This window comes from Deinococcus multiflagellatus (assembly GCF_020166415.1).
In the GTDB taxonomy this organism is placed as follows: domain Bacteria; phylum Deinococcota; class Deinococci; order Deinococcales; family Deinococcaceae; genus Deinococcus; species Deinococcus multiflagellatus.
Window position 1 is genome coordinate 129,962 of the sequence record NZ_JAIQXV010000006.1, and the last position, 15,403, is coordinate 145,364.

Sequence of the window (15,403 nt, forward strand, 5' to 3'; positions counted from 1 at the left end):
CGGGTGCCCTGTCCTCTGCCAAGAGTGCGCTCGGCTGGACTGGAACTGTGGGCCGCGCGTCGGGCTGGGGGGACGGTGGAGGTCCCTCTGGTGCCTGACGTTGGATCGCCTGGGGGGCTGCCGCCGGTGCCGGGCCGACGGGTGTGGGCGGCACAGCCGCTGAACGGTCCGCAAACGGTGCGTCTGGCGCTGCTGCCACTGGTCCTGGCGGCACTGCTGGAGCCGGCAAGGTGGGTGCCGGCGGAGAGAACGCCTCGGGTTGGGGCGCCAGCGCGGGTGGCAGATCAGTGCCCGGCCGCCCGGCAGCTGTGGGTTCCGTGTGGGGCCCCATCACGGGGGCTGGGGCCAGGGGCGCATGGTCTGGCGCACTGGCCGCGGGACGTGGGGTGGGCAAAGGAACAGCGAGTTCGGCACCCCCGTCTGCGGGTGGCGCCACGGGCAAGGGAGGCCGCGCGACCGTGGGGGCAGGGGCCTCGGGTCGGGTGGGCGGCGTGGCTGGGGTGGCGCCCGGGGTGAACAGGCGCGCGGGCTCGGTCTGAAGCGGGCGTGACGCGGCTTCTGCCCCCCAACCTGCTGGCCCCCCCGGGACTGGCTCACTGGGGACTGGCTCACCGGGGGCTGGCGCAGTCTCGGCTGTGGGCTGGAGGGGCCCAGGGAGGGCTGGCGTTGGTGCAGGTGTGGTGAGGGGCGACGGCTGGACCGGCTGCGTGGGCTGGGGGGCAATTGGCCCAGCGCTCTCTTCCTGGCCGCCCGCAAGCGCCGGCGCCGCTGCTCCTCCAGAAGCGTCAAGGCCTGTCGGTGCAGGCGGAGACCCCCCACGAGGAGGTGCTGTGTCCGGTTCTTCGTCCGCCTCGTTGGCCTCGCGGCGGCGGTTCGGGGCCGAGCGCCCCTCCTTGGTGTGCCCCGCCCGGCTGGCGCGGGCTTTTACGCGCGTGGGCGCGCTGGCAGGCGGCTGTGACAGCGGGGCCGGCAGAGGCGCCGGGCTGGCCGCACTGGCCTCAGGGCCAGTGGTGGGGAATTGGGGCTCCTCGGGCCCCTCATCGGCTGTCAGGTTCTGCTCGGGGTTGTGGTCTTTCCAGTCCAGCAGTTCATGAATGGGAATCATGGACGGGCTCAGTTCGCCGTTGGCTTCCATCTCCGCGTAGCGGTTCAGGCGCGACAGCAAGCTCTGCGAGGCTTCGGGCGCAATGATGGGGGCGGCCTTGGTCTCTGATGGCGGCGGCGCCTGGGGGCGGGGGGGCACGGCGGGCCGGGGGCGGCGGGGCAGCCGCACCGGCACATCGCTGTTCTGGGCGCGCAGCAGCGCCTCCAGTTCGCGGCGTTCCCGTTCCTGGGCCGCCCGCAACTCTTCGGCACTGGGGCCTGACGCGGCGGGTTCTTCCGGCGCCGTCGCTGCGGGCGTCTCCTCAGCCGGCTCGGGGGCCTCTTCGGGGGCCGCTGCAACCTCTGGTGCTGGGGGGACCCTCTCTGGCATGGGCGTGGCCGGCACAGTTTCATGCTGGGGCTCTGGCGGGGCCGGCGGTGCAGCCCGGGGTGCGGGGTCAGCGGGCAACTGGGCCGGGGGCTGAACAGAAGGCCCCTGCACGGCCGGCGCTTCGCGTTCGCTGGGCATGTCGGCCACCGGAGGGGTGGGGCCCGCCACCAGGGGCTCGGGCGCGCTGACAGGAGCCGCCGCTGGCTCACCGCGCGGCGCGCGTTCCTCGTCCGCTGCACGCTGCGTGGTCACGGGCGTGCGTTCCACCTCCAGGGGGGCCAGCGGGGCAGGCTCGGCTGGCGCGGTGGTGAACGGTCCATCGGCGGCCACGCCATCTTCCAGCTGCTGGTTCAGGGCCATCGTTTCTCGGAATGAAGGCGTGCGCCGGGGAACGGGGCCCGCGGGTGCCGGAGGCTCAAATTCGCGCCGGGGAGCGGGCGGCAGGCCCTCGGGCGGCGGTGAGGTAAGCAGGCCGGCCGCCAAGACTTCTTCAGCGTCACCGTAAGGATCGGGTGCGGGCCACGCTTCAGTCCCCGGGGCCACCACCGGCGCACTGGGCGGCGCGGGCTGGGCTGCCACGGGTGTGGGCGGCGTGGCCGGAACCTCTGGCACGCGCGGCGGAAGGGTCCCGACCGTCGGCGCAGAAGGTGCCGGGCTCAGGGGTGCGGGCCCGGCGGGCGCCGGGGCCAGTGGCGCCGCTGGGGCCAGCTGACGACGGTCTCCCAGCGGTAAAGCGGCGGCGAACCCGTCTTCCGCTGCAGACGCCGGGTGTGGGACGGCCAGGACGCGGGCGACCACCCGGCGGGGCTTGGCCTGGGTGGTCGCCGCCAGCGGCTGGGAGGCCCACCCGGTGGCGGCACCGAATAGAGGGGTGGGGGCCGCACGCGGCGCGAGATCCTGCTGCGTGACGGCCATGCGGGAAGCGTGTTTCAGGCGGCGAAGCCGCTCGTCGAAGATGCTCACAAAACTCCTCTCGGTCGCCGCGCGGGTGACCCAGCGGGGACCAAGGTAGGAGGGAGGTCCCCGCGCTCAGCGGCTGATTTGCAGAAAACCGGCGTGGGCCAGTTCCAGGGTTTCAACGGCCACGGCGTCGCCACTGCCCGCAAATTGGGGGCCGCTCCACTTCACGGGGTAGGCCTGCAGCAGTTCAAAGCGCACCAGCACGTTGCCGTTGGGGTGGTAAACAATAATAGTGACGTTGCGCGCGTCCAGGTACCCGTTGACCACGCTCAGGTACCATTCCAGCAGCTGCTGGCCAGACACCACGCCGCGTTTCAGGGTGATGTTGCCCATTTTGCTGCGCACGGGCAGGCGCAGGACGCGGTCGTTGACCCCGCCCTCAACAAAATCCATCGTCTCGGTTTCAATCTGCAGGCCACTGACCTCGTTGAAGGCCGCGTGTTCAAGGCCGTCAATCGCCACGTGGTAGCGGTGATTGGACAGAATGTTGTAGGCCGCTTTCTGCGGCGTGGTGGGCACGGGGGGCTGCTTGACCTGGGCGCGCACGTAGGCGTTCACGCTGGCCGAGGCCGAAAACCCGCCGCCCCCCACCGTGGCCGAGGCACTCAGGGACGCGCCTGCGCCGGCCCGGCTGTAGTGCGCGCTGGCTGCCATCTTCACACTCATCTACTGACCTCCGGTACGGCGGGCGCGCTCCAGGCGCAGATCTTCCAGCAGCAGCAGATACACCCGCCGCGTCAGCTCTTCCAGGTCCAACCCCGCCGTCTGCTGGGGCGCGCGGGTGCCCACCGGAACGGCGGACCCCGCTGGCCGGGCGGGCGGCGCGCCGCTCATGCCGGCGCGGTCTCCTGACCCAGATCAAGCTCCAGCAGCGCCCCGCAGTGGGGGCACTCGGTTTCAACGGTGCCGGCCAGAGGCGGCGCGCTCTGCACAGTGGGCGCTGCCGCTGACCAGCTGACGGGCAGGGCGGCGTTCATGTGCGCATACAGCGCCTGCAAGTGGGCAAAGTCGGCGGCTGGCAGCACGGCCAGCGTGTCGGGCGTCACAGGTGAAAATGGGCCCAGGCGCGTGACCACCCGGGCCAGCAGCAGCAGGCTGTAATACGCCTCGTTCTGCTGCACCCGTGGGTCACCCAGGGGCTCAATCTCGTCCAGGGCAGTGGCCAGCCGCATGACGCCGCTGCGGTGAACCTGCCCGTCGGACGTAAACAGTCCGACGGGCAGCATGAAGGGAAGCTCGTTCACGCTTCAGTCCGGGAGGGCGGGCTTAGCCGCCGACGGGAACGCGTTTGTAGCCTTCGTGCGTGATGGTCAGCTCTTCGATGGCGACCTCGTTGCTCTTGGCGTCGTAGGTGGGGCCGTTGAGCTTGCTGGGCCAGGCGCGCTCGAAGGTCCAGGCGGCGATGGGCTGGCCGGCCTGGTTGTACAGGGTGATGGTGCCGCTGCGGCGGGCTTCGTCCATCTTGCCCTCTTCCACCTGCTGACGCCAGGTCCACATGTCCATGTCGTCGGTGATGCCGCGCTTGAGCACGATGTCGTTGTACTTCATGGTGCCGGCTTCGCGGATCAGGACGGGACGGCCCTTGTCGTCGGTGGCGCGGTATTCCACCACCTGGGACTCGCTGCCCAGGCCGGTGACTTCGCGGAACGCGCCCACAACCTTGTTGTCAAACTGCAGGCTGAAGTAGGCGGCCACCAAGGGGTCTTTACGGGTTGTTGCGGTCATGACTGTACCTCCGGGAAAGAGATGTGGAAAGAAGGGCGGAATTCAGACCGTGACGGGAACAGTGTAACGCTTTTCGCGCTTACTGTCCGCCGCCAGCGTACTGGCTAAAGCGGAAGACAATGAACTCGGCGGGTTTCACGGGTGCCAGACCAATTTCGACCTGCAGCACGCCGCGGTCACGCAGTTCCGGCGGATTCAGTTCGCTGTCGCACTTCACGTAGAAGGCTTCGCGGGCGGTGTTGCCGAACAGCGCGCCGTCGCGCCACACGCTGGTCAGGAAGGAGTTGATGTCGCGGCGAATGCGGAACCACAGGTTCTCGTCGTTGGGTTCGAACACAGCCCACTGGGTGCCGCGCTCAATGCTCTTTTCCACGTAGTTGAACAGGCGGCGCACCGGTACGTAGCGCCACTGGGCGTTGCTGGAGAGCGTCCGGGCACCCCACACGCGCACACCCATGCCAGGGAATTCGCGGATGCAGTTCACGCCCACCGGGTTCAGGATGTCCTGCTCGCTCTTGGTGACCTGAATGGCCGGCCCCAGGATGCCGCGCACCGTCTCGTTGGCCGGCGCCTTGTGCACGCCGCGCTCCACGTCGTTGCGGGCGTAGATGCCAGCCACAAAGCCGCTGGGGGGCACCACCATGGGCGCGCCGTCCGGGCCTTCGATCTTGACCCAGGGGTAGTACATGGCGGCGTAGCTGGAGTCGAAGTTGGTGTCCACCGTGCGCCACTTCAGGGCCTGCTGCGGCGTCAGGTCCGGCAGGGTGTCGAGCAGGGCAATGCGGTTGGCGTTGCGCTCGCAGTGGTCGATCAGGGCGCGCTGCACGGCCTTGACGCCGTCGGCGTTGATCATGCCGGCCTGGTAGGCGCTCATCAGGTCGGGCACGGCAATCATGCTGACCTCTTCAGCGATTTCCAGGCTCTCGATGCCGCTGCGGCCGTCCACGCTGCCCACGAAGTCCTGGCCTTTCATCTCGCGGCGCTGCTCGATGACGTTGCTGTCGGCCTGCAGCACGTAGCTGCCGGGTTCAGGGGCGCGCTCCACCAGGGGACCGGCGCTGCTGGCTTCCTCAATGGTGATCAGGGTGCTTTCCTTGTTCACCACTTCGGCCACGGCGCGCGGGTGCTTCTTGCCAATGGACACGTTGGGGAAGGTTTCGGTCACGTCGTTGCGGGTGACCTTCAGGGTGAACAGGCCGTCGGGGCCTTCCTCGGGGTCCTGGGGGCCCTTGGCGTCCTTGCCCTTGGCAGCGCCGTCCTGGGCCTTGACCGGATCGGGGGCCAGCACCTCAATCTGAATGTCGCTCTGGCGGCCGTCTTTGGCCACGATGCTCAGGCTGGGCACAGCCTTGCTGGCGCGCGAGGGCAGCTGCAGCGGGCGGGCGGCTTCCACCGTGCGCTTGCCAGCGTCGCCCTGCTGGGGCACCAGGCGCACCACGTAGCAGCGCGTGCCGCCGTTGTTGAAAAACGCGTACACGCTTTGGGCAAGGTACGCGCCGTCCATGAAGGGGTTGCGCGTGCCGCTGGCGTCCAGGGTCCCGAAGGTCTCCTTGAACTGCTGCCAGTTGGCAATGAACACGGGGGTGTTGGCCGGGCCATTGGGCGCGAAGCCCACGAAGGCGGCGGTGGTCGTGCTGATGCCTTCGATGGGCCGCGGGCCGCTCTGGGTTTCTTCGATGTAAACGCCTGGGGACAGATATTCAGCCATGGATTCCTCCGGGAAACGTGCAGGGGTCGGCGACACCCACGACCCGGAAGGGGCCGGCGTGCGCAAAACACCGAGGCTTCCACCATGGCAGAACTGAGCGCACATGTAAACCGCAAGTCAGCAGACGAGCGGCGGAGGAGGGGTTTATACTGACCAGTCACTCACGCCGTGCAGGCCATCCAAGCTCCCAGATGTACCGTTTCAGGACGTAAGAACGCCATGACAAACTTCACAAGACTGGTTCGTTGCTGGGATCAGGGCTGCCAGATGCCAGGAGCCAGCCCATGATTGCTGACATTCAGCAGGCGCTGAAGGAACTGGTGTACACCGAAGCGGCCCTGCCCCGCGACGCCATTGACATCCGGTTTGCGGCCCCCACCTCGGCCTGGGTCTCGGGCCTGACCCGGCCCACCCTGAACTTCTTTATGCACGACCTGCGTGAAAATGCGGGGTTGCGCTCCATGGAGTTCAACCAGATGCCGGTGCGCGGCGGCGTGCAGCGCACCCTGGCCGCCCGGCGCATAGACCTGCGTTTTCTGGTGACGGTGTTTTTCAAGTCGCAACTGGACGAACTGGGCCGCGATGAGTGGAACGTGCTGTGGCGGGTGCTCGCCGCCCTGATGCGCCAGGGCGAGTGGGACGAGGCCTACCTGCCCGAAGACGCCAAGCGCCTGCAGCTGGGCATTCTGGGCACCGTGGGCCCCGCGGAAGGCATCCAGAGCGTGTTTTCCAGCCTGGGTCAGCCGGTGCGGCCTCACCTCAACTACACCGTAACCGTGCCGCTGGACCTGAATGTCACGGCCCTGTCGCCGCTGGTGCTGGAACGCGACCTGGCCTTCCACGCGGGTCTGGACCGGCAGGCGCCGCCCGTTAGCGTGCGGCGCCGCTCCAGCTGGCAGCTGCGTGACGACACGGGCGCGCCGCTTGCCGACGCCCTGGTGCGGACCGACGGCGGCGCGCGCGGCTTTACCGACGCGGGCGGGGTGGTGCACCTGGACACCCCCCGCGAGGCGGTGGGCCGCCTGGACATCCTGACCCTGGACGGGCGGCAGCTGAGTCTGGCGCCCCACAGCCCGCAGGCGCAACCTCGTGTACTGGAGGACGCATGACCCGGTACAGTGCGGCCGTGTTCCCCTGCGCTTTGGGAGTTTCCGCATGACCAAACCGTCTTCTCTGACCCCGGCGGCCGACGTGCTGGGCACGGGCGTGGCTTTTCCCGTGGGCGTGAACGCGCGCGGGCAGCTGAGCATGGTGTCCGGCGAGCGCGCCGTGACCCAGGCCATCCTGACCCTCCTGATGACCGCGCGTGGCCAGCGCGTGATGCGGCCGGAATACGGCTGCCGCATTCACGAACTGGTGTTTGCGCCCGGTGACGCCACCACCCTGGGTCTGGCCTCGTACTACGTGGACGAAGCCCTCAGAATGTGGGAGCCCCGCATCGAAGTCGAAGACGTTCAGGCCCGCCTGGACCCGGCCGACAGCTCGCGCATCATCGTGGAGCTGCTCTACCGCCTCAAGGGGACCCCGGAACCGCGCTCGCTGGTGTTTCCCTTCTACCGCACCCCCTAAGCCCCTTCCCTCGCTTTTTCGGAGACCCTGCCTTGCCCCTACCCACCGTCAACCTGGACGACCGCCGCTTCGACGACATCATGGACGAGGCGCGCCGGCTCATTCCGCAGTTCTGCCCCGAATGGACCGACCACAACGCCTCTGACCCCGGCATGGCGATTCTGGAAGTGTTCGCCTGGATGACGGACCTGCTCCTCTACCGGGTCAATCAGGTCCCGGACAAGCTGCTGATCGCCTTTCTGGAGATGATCGGCGTGCAGCTCGCGCCGCCGCGTGCGGCCGGGGCGCCGGTCACCTTTTACCTCAGCGCGCCGCAGGACACCCCCCTGAGCATTGCGGCGGGCACCGAGATTGCCACCCTGCGCACCGAGGTGAACGAGGCGATTGTGTTCTCCACCGAGCGCGCCGGGCTGATCCGGCCGCCCACGCTGCGCGGGCTGTACACCGCCAACACGCTGGCGCAGGTGCGGCTGGACACCGAAGGGCAGGGCGGCGAGGGCCACGGTGACGCCACCCGCCACGACCTCGCCCACCTGGGGCTGCCGGGCTACCGTTTTCCCATCTTCCAGCCGCAGCCGCGTCCCGGGGACGCCCTGTTTATCCAGCTGGAGGGCGACCACAGCGAGCACGTGGTGGCGCTCACCTTCGGCGTGGAGCTCGCCGGGGGCGCTGGGGTCAACCCCAATCATCCGCCGTATGTGTGGGAGGCGTGGCAGGGCGGGGTCAGCCGCTGGGCCACCTGCGAGGTGGAGTACGACGGCACCCAGGCCTTCAACGTGTCCGGCGAACTGATCCTGCGCCTGCCCACCATGCGCGAGGGCACCTTCTTCGACCAGCACGGCTACTGGCTGCGCTGCCGCCTAACCAATGAGCAGATGCACGCGGGCTACAAGGTGAGCCCCGACCTGGAGACGCTGCTGGTGGACGCCCGGGGCATCACGGTGCCCGCGCGGCACGCGACCATCGTGCAGAACGAACTGCTGGGCCAGAGCAACGGCACCCCGGGCCAGCGCTTCCGGCTGCTGCACGAGCCGGTGCTGCACCTGGACCCCGAGCGGGACGTGCTGGAAGTGGTGACCGCCGAGGGCGACATTCACCTGTACACGCCAGTGCCGGACTTCTCGACCTCCGCCCCCGAGGACCGGCACTTCACGCTGGACGCCACCACGGGCGAGGTGGCCTTTGGGCCCAGCATCCTGCAGGCCGACGGCAGCGTGTACCGCTTCGGCGCGGTGCCGCCGCAGGGCGCCACCATCCGCATGCGACGCTACCAGTACGGCGGCGGCGCGGGCGGGAACGTGCCGGCGCGCGCCCTGAGCGTGCTGAAATCCAGCGTGCCCTACGTGGCCCGCGTGACCAACCACGCCCCGGCGGCGGGCGGGCGCAACGGCCAGCTGCTGGAAGACGCCGTGCAGCGCGTGCCCTACCTGCTGCGCCTGCGCAACCGCGCCGTGACGGCCGATGACTACGAGTTGCTGGCCGCCCAGGTGCCCGGCGTGGCGCGCGCGCGCTGCGTGACCCCCAACATGGCGGTGCCCGGTCAGACCTACCCCGGGCAGATCCGCGCCCTGACGGTGCCGGCCGGGCAGGTGACGCTGGCCCTGCTGCCAGACGTGTCGTTTGACGACCTGATTGGCCTGGACGATGTGAGCACCGATCCCCTGGCCCCCCTGACCGGCCGCATTGCCCCCGAGCGCCTGACCCTGAGCGCCGAACTGCGCGGCGCGGTGCAGGAAGAGCTGGACCTGCGCCGCCCGGTGGGCACCACCCTGGACCTGCGCGCGCCGCAGTACGTGTGGGTGAGTGTGACCGCCACCCTGCGCGCGGGCGCCGGCGCCAGCCGCCCGGTGCGCGAGGACGTGCGCCGCCGCGCCATGCAGGCGCTGTACGGCTACCTGAACCCCTTCACGGGCGGCCCCGACGGCAAGGGCTGGCCCTTTGGCCGCACGCTCAGCATCAGCGAACTGTACGGCCTGCTGCGCGCGGTGCCCGGCGTGGAGGTGGCGGAAGACGTGCAGGTGGTCCTCACCGAACCCGGCCAGCCGGAAACGCGCGAGACCATTACCGGCAGCCTGCCCCTGCCCCCGCAGGCCCTGATCGTGTCGGACGTGCACCACGTGCGGGTGGACCACTGATGGCCCAGCTGCAGGTCCGCGTGCGCGGCGAGGTGCTGAGGGTGCTGACCCTCAGCCGTCAGCTGTCCATTGGCCGCACCCCTGACAACGGCCTGCCCCTGCGCGATCCCAGCGTGGCCATCCGCCACGCGGAAATCACTGCCGAGGTGGGCGCCCTGCTGCTGACCGACCTGACGGGCGGCGAGGGCGTGACCTTTGTCAACGGGCACCGCCTCTCGCCCAACCAGCCCCACCGCCTGGAACAGGGCGACGAAATTCAGATTGGCCCCTTTACCCTGGCCTTTCTGGCTGACCCGTCGGTCACCGCCGAGGCCGCGCGCCCGGCTGGCCGCGTGGACGTGCAGGGCGAACTGGCCGCGCGCCCGGCCCGCCCGCCGCTGCCCACCTTCACGGCCGAGCGCCCGCCCCACGACGGGCTGGCGCTGTACACCGAGTTCCTGCCGCCCTTTTTTCAGGAGTCCGAATTCCTGGGGCGTTACCTGAAGATCTTCGAGGCGATGTGGGAGCCGCTGCAGCGGCGCCAGGACAGCATCGAGCTGCACTTTGACCCCCGGGTGGCGCCGCCGCAGGTGCTGGGCTGGATGGCCGGCTGGCTGGGGCTGCCCCTGGACCCCCACTGGCCGGAGGGCCGCCAGCGCGCCTGGATGCGCGAGGCCGTGACCCTCTACCGCTGGCGCGGCACCCGCTACGGCCTGAGCCGCGCCCTGGAAACGGTGTACGGCCTAACCCCGGTGCTGCGCGAAGACACCGCCCAGCCCCACACCCTGACCGTGCAACTGCTGGACTCGCCAGACGGCGAGGACACCGCCAGCCGCGAGGCCATCACGCAGTTCATCTTCACCCATGCCCCGGCGCACGTGCGGGTCACCGTAGAGTTTGTGGAGGCCCCGGCCACTGCCGCCCCCCCCGCTGACCCTGGCCTCCAGCCCGTTGAGGCCCCCGACACAGGACCCCGCGCATGACAGAGACCAAGATCTTCCACCACTACCAACTGGGCCGCCTGCTGGGCGGGGGCTGGCTGGGCCCTGTCCATGCCGCCACCGACCTTGACGAGGGCCGCGAAGTCGCGCTGCGCATTCTGGACGACGCCAGCAGCGGCCAGTCGTTCCTGATCATGCAGCTGGAGCGGCTGCTGCTGAAAGTCTCCTCGCTGCGCCACGCCCACATCCTGCCCACCGAAGCGCTGCAGCAGCGCGACCACCGCGCCTTTTACGCCATGGAACTGGGCCGCCAGGGCAGCGCCCGCCAGCTGCTGCAGGGTCAAGCGCGCGCCGCCCAACCGCTGCCCATCGTGACGGCGGTGGAACTGGTGCGGCAGGCGGCTGCGGGCCTCGCCCACGCCCACGGCCACGGCCTGATGCACGGCAACCTGAAGCCGGAAAACCTGATTCTGCAACCCGGGCGGGCGCTGCTGGGCCACACGGGGTATGTGACGCAGCTCAGCGACTTCGGGCTGGCGGAGCTGCGCGCGGGCAGCTACGGCACCCACGACCGCGCGGTGGTGAACGCCCTGGCGTACATGAGCCCCGAGCAGTGCCGGGGCGTGCGCAACGAACTGCGCACCGACCTGTACGCCCTGGGCCTGATTCTGTACGAACTGCTGACCGGCATGGTGCCCTTCGAGATCCGGGACGCCGCCGAGGCCCTGGAAAAGCACCAGCATGTGGCGCCGCGCCAGCCCAGCCGCCTGCGCCCTGACATGCCGGGGGCGCTGGAAGAGATTGTCCTGACCTGTCTGGCCAAGGACCCCGAGGACCGCTACGCGCACGCCCAGGCCCTGGAAGCCGCGCTGCAGGAGGTCCTGAACGCGCTGATGCCCGGCGGCCCCGAGCCCACGCTGCGCCTGTCGGCCCTGCCGGTGCTGCCGCCGCCGCCCCGCCTGGACACTGTGACGCCCGGCCCAGAGCTGCAACTGCTGGTGTTCAGTGAGCGTCATGAACTGGTGCGTGCCCAGCCGATTACCGCGCCCACCCTGACCATTGGCCGCGCGCCGGACAACGCGGTGGTGCTCGAACATGTGGGGGTTAGTCGCCACCACCTGAACGTGGAATTCAGCGGCGGCCAGGCGCACGTCACCGAACTGACGGCCACCAACGGCACGGTCATGGACGGGCTGCCCCTGACCCCCATGACCCGGCTGCGCTGGCCCACCCGCACGCCGCTGTACCTGCGGCCCTACTGGCTGGTGCTGCTGGAACCGCAGGCGGCGGCCGTGCGCCCCCGCATCGTGGTGAGCCCCGAGCGCACCAGCATCAAGCTCTCGCCGGGCACTCCGTATGTGCTGGACATTGGGCTGGCGAACACCGGGCGCACGGTGGACCACTTCCGCGTGAGCCTGGAAGGCATTCCGCCCGAGTGGGTGCAGGACGCCCACGGCGAGGTGCAGCTGAATCCCGGCATGCAGGGCCAGACCAGCCTGACGCTGCTGGCCCCGCGCGACAGCCGCAGCCGCGCCGGCACCTACGAGGTCAAGGTGCGCGCCCGCTCGCGCGAGAACCCCGCCGAATACGGCGAGGCGCCCATGACCATCGAGGTCACGCCCTTTCATGACCTGGTCGCCACCCTGCTGCCCCCGGTGCGCCGCACGTGGCGCCACACCACCTACACCCTGCGCGTGGAGAACAAGGGCAACACCCGCCAGGACGCGCTGACCAAGCTGCTGGACCACGAAGGGCAGATGCTGGCGGTGCCGCGCCCGCAGGACCTGCTGAACGCCAACATTCCGCAGCCCACCATGATGACCGGCCGGGGCATTGACCCCACGCTGATGGCCCATGAGGCCGCCCGGCAGGCCACCCAGCAGGCCCGCCACGCCGCGTTGATGGCGGCCCAGCGGCTGGTGGGCGGCCAGGGGCGCATTCGCCTGGAGGGCCTGCCGGCCCTGCTGGAACTGGAACCCGGCCAGACCCAGGAAGAAACGCTGAAGGTGCGCGTGCCCCTGCGCTGGGTGGGCACCTCCTCGCAGCACGAGATGCGGGTGGACCTGTACAGCGTGCCGGTGGACGAGGACGACAGCGGCCACCTGATGACGCAGGCGCGCGCCACCCTGCACCACAACCCCCTGATTCCGCTGTGGCTGATTCCCATTCTGCTGTTGCTGCTGGGCATTCTGATCTGGTGGCTGACCCGGCCGCCCCAGATCACCCAGTTTGCCCTGAATGGCAGTGACACCGCCGTGCGCCCAGGACAGCCCTTCACCCTGCGCTGGGACACCAGCAACGCCCGCCGCGTGAGCATTCTGGAACTGGGCGCCGAGGGCCAGAACCTGCCGCCCGACGGCACCTTCCAGGTGAAAAAAGGCATCACCAAGGACCAGCGCTACACCCTGGTGGCCCGCTCCCTGATTGGCCGCCGCGCCGAGAGGGCCGAGGTGGTGCAGTCGCGCTTTGACCGCCCAGTGATTGAGAAATTTGACGTGTCGCCGGCCCGGGTGGCGGGCAACCAGAAGGTCACGGTGACCTGGAAGGTGCGCAACGCCGAGGAAGTGACCATCACCGAACTAGGCAAGGTGCCGGCTGAGGGCAAGCGCTCGTTCATCCCCGACAAGGACCTGAACATCACCCTGAGTGCCAAGAATGGCACCGAGAAGGAAAGCGACAGCCGCAGCGTGAGCGTGCTGGGGCCAGAAGTTGAAACCTTTGAGATCAAGCCGACCGAAATCCAGAAGGGCCAGAGCGCCGTGCTGACCTGGGATATTCGCAACGCCACGACCGTCACGATTGACGGCCTGGGCACGGTGCCCGCCAAGGGCAAGCGCACCGTGACGCCCAAAGACAGCACCACCTACACCGTGACGGCGGTGGGCGGCGGCAACCTCACCAAGAGCGCCAACGCCCGCCTGGAAATCACGCTGCCCAAGCCGGAATTTACCCTGTTCACGGTGTCGCCCAACCCAGTGAAGTCCAACGAGCAGATCACGATTACCTGGAAAACGAAGAACGCCAGCGGCGTGAACGTCAACTATGGTGAAGGGGCTGAAGACAGCGGCCCGGAAGGCAGCACCATCAAGCCTGTGCCTGACAAGTCGAGCGGCTTCACTGTGACGCTCACCGCCCGCAACGAGGCCGGCGATCAGGTGCCGGTGAGTAAGCAGGTACAGGTTGAGTACGTGGATGAGCAGGCCAGGGCGGAGGCGGAGGCGGAGAAAAAGCGCAAAGAAGAAGAAGCGCGTCGCGAAAAAGAAGCCCAGGAGAAAGAAAAGGCCAATCTTCAGAAAATCACCTTCACGGCCGAGCCCAAAGAGATTCTGGGTGAAGGCGACGTGACGCTGACCTGGAACGCCCCAGGCTGGAACGCGGCCACTATTTCTCCCCTGAAAGGGCCTATTAACGGAAAATTTGATGCTCAGGGCAGCGAAACCGATGAGAAGCTGAACAAGACGCGCGTGTACACCCTGATTCTGCCGCTGCGCAACGGCAAACTGTACAAGCTGGAGCGCAAGGTCGTGGTCAAGCCCCGTCCAGTCGAGATCCGCGACTTCAGCGTGTCCAGCACCAGCCTGCAGGCGCCAGGCCCCGTGACCCTCAAGTGGGACGTGGCGAATGCCAGCGCCGTGCGGATTGCCGGTGTGCCTGGGCCTCTGGCGGGCAAGTGGCCGGCCAAGGGCGAAACCACCGTCACGGTGGCGAAAACCCGCACCTTCGTGCTGAGCGTCGGTGCCCAGCAGCGCACGCAGACGGTGAACGTCAAGCTGCCGCAGGTGGTCATCAGCAGCTTTGACGTGCAGCCCCGGCAGGTGACGGGCTCGGGCACGGCGGTGCTCAGCTGGGACGTGAAGAACGCCTCCAGCGTCCGTATTGACGGCGTGCGCGGCCCCAACAGCGACGGGTCGTGGCCGGCCAGGGGCCGCACCTCGGTGCCGGTGAGTGTCACCCGCACCTTCGTGCTGCGCGCGGGCGAGAGCACACAGAGCCAGACCATCACGGTCAAGCCCGCGCCCTTGCCCCGGATCAACAGCTTCAAGGCCTCAAGCACCTCGCTGAGCGCGCCGGGCAAGGTGACCCTCAGCTGGGACGTGAGCAACGCCAGCGCCGTGCGCATCACCAACTTGGTGGGCAACCTGCCGGGCGGCCTCTGGAAACCGCAGGGCAGCGCCACCGTGCAGCTGAACAAGACCACAAGTTTCGTGCTGACTGCTGGAAATCAGCAGAAGAGTGTCTCGGTGGTTGTGAATGCCCGCATCAGTACGCCCCCCACGCAGGGCGGGCAGCAGAACCCAGGCCCAGGGGTGAATCCACCGCCTCCGCCGCCCTCATCCAGTGGCAGCGGCGTGGCCCCGCGCGTCACCTCCTTTATCGCCACCCCCCGAACGGTCAAGGCCGGGTCCTCGACCTCCCTCAGCTGGCGCAGCGTGGGCATCAGCAGCGTGCGGATTGAGGGCGTGGAAGGTACCTTCAAGGGCATTGACAGCGTGCGGGTGACGCCCACCCAGACGACCACCTACACCCTGGTGGCCACGACGACCAGTGGAAGCACCCTACGCAGCACCACCACCGTGAATGTGACGGCCAGCAGCAGCTCGTACGCCGATCTGGCGGGGCTGTGGAACCACCCCCTGGGCACCCTGACCATCTCTGGCGTTGAGGGCCGCCGGGCCAGCGGCACCTTCGTGGGCGAGAATGAAGCCCTGGCCAACGTGCCGCTGGACATCACCTTCACGGGCAATACCCTCACCGCCAGTTCGCCGCAACTCGGCGAGTTCAAGTTGATCTTGACGATTAACACTGGGCGCAAGACGATGACAGGGACCTACACCTTCCGAGGTGAAAGTGAACGCTGGTGCGCCTACCGTCCCAACACCCCACCCCCCCAGGACTGCCGCTAATTTCACAC

General features: G+C 68.7%; 10 protein-coding genes. 5 read left to right on the plus strand and 5 right to left on the minus strand.

Annotation, left to right across the window (positions count from 1 at the left end; translation table 11 throughout):
• Positions 1 to 2,503: 2,503 nt before the first annotated feature.
• The 5 genes from K7W41_RS09965 to K7W41_RS09985 all read right to left on the minus strand — a co-directional run bounded on the left by K7W41_RS09965 (position 2,504) and on the right by K7W41_RS09985 (position 5,867).
• Complete coding sequence (locus tag K7W41_RS09965) at positions 2,504 to 3,100, minus strand: phage tail protein (RefSeq protein WP_224607512.1); 597 nt, start codon at positions 3,098 to 3,100, stop codon at positions 2,504 to 2,506.
• Positions 3,101 to 3,268, minus strand: a complete 168-nt coding sequence (locus tag K7W41_RS09970) for a hypothetical protein (protein ID WP_224607514.1) — start codon at positions 3,266 to 3,268, stop codon at positions 3,101 to 3,103.
• A complete protein-coding gene (locus K7W41_RS09975) occupies positions 3,265 to 3,678 on the minus strand; it encodes a hypothetical protein (protein ID WP_224607516.1) in 414 nt (137 codons plus the stop codon). Before K7W41_RS09975 ends, K7W41_RS09970 begins: the two co-directional genes overlap by 4 nt.
• Before the next feature lie 22 nt (positions 3,679 to 3,700).
• Positions 3,701 to 4,159 (minus strand): phage tail protein, encoded by a 459-nt coding sequence (locus K7W41_RS09980; RefSeq protein WP_221090719.1) that lies wholly within the window; start codon positions 4,157 to 4,159, stop codon positions 3,701 to 3,703.
• A 79-nt stretch (positions 4,160 to 4,238) separates the two neighbouring features.
• Positions 4,239 to 5,867, minus strand: coding sequence for a phage tail sheath family protein (locus tag K7W41_RS09985; protein WP_224607517.1), 1,629 nt, complete (start codon positions 5,865 to 5,867; stop codon positions 4,239 to 4,241).
• A gap of 284 nt (positions 5,868 to 6,151) precedes the next feature.
• On the opposite strand from K7W41_RS09985, the gene K7W41_RS09990 reads away from it, so the two are divergent.
• The 5 genes from K7W41_RS09990 to K7W41_RS10010 are packed head-to-tail and all read left to right on the plus strand — an operon-like array spanning position 6,152 to position 15,395.
• Positions 6,152 to 6,976 (plus strand): DUF4255 domain-containing protein, encoded by an 825-nt coding sequence (locus K7W41_RS09990; protein WP_224607520.1) that lies wholly within the window; start codon positions 6,152 to 6,154, stop codon positions 6,974 to 6,976.
• A 46-nt stretch (positions 6,977 to 7,022) separates the two neighbouring features.
• Positions 7,023 to 7,436 carry a GPW/gp25 family protein gene (locus tag K7W41_RS09995; RefSeq protein WP_224607522.1) on the plus strand — a complete coding sequence of 138 codons (414 nt, stop codon included), beginning with the start codon at positions 7,023 to 7,025 and terminating at the stop codon, positions 7,434 to 7,436.
• A 32-nt stretch (positions 7,437 to 7,468) separates the two neighbouring features.
• On the plus strand, positions 7,469 to 9,571 hold the full coding sequence (locus K7W41_RS10000; RefSeq protein ID WP_224607526.1) for a putative baseplate assembly protein: 2,103 nt from the start codon (positions 7,469 to 7,471) through the stop codon (positions 9,569 to 9,571).
• On the plus strand, positions 9,571 to 10,533 hold the full coding sequence (locus K7W41_RS10005) for an FHA domain-containing protein (protein ID WP_224607528.1): 963 nt from the start codon (positions 9,571 to 9,573) through the stop codon (positions 10,531 to 10,533). The genes K7W41_RS10000 and K7W41_RS10005 overlap by 1 nt, the downstream gene beginning before the upstream one ends.
• The gene (locus K7W41_RS10010) at positions 10,530 to 15,395 is read left to right on the plus strand and encodes a serine/threonine protein kinase (protein ID WP_224607531.1); all 4,866 of its coding nucleotides are present in this window, start codon (positions 10,530 to 10,532) and stop codon (positions 15,393 to 15,395) included. Before K7W41_RS10005 ends, K7W41_RS10010 begins: the two co-directional genes overlap by 4 nt.
• Positions 15,396 to 15,403: the final 8 nt, after the last annotated feature.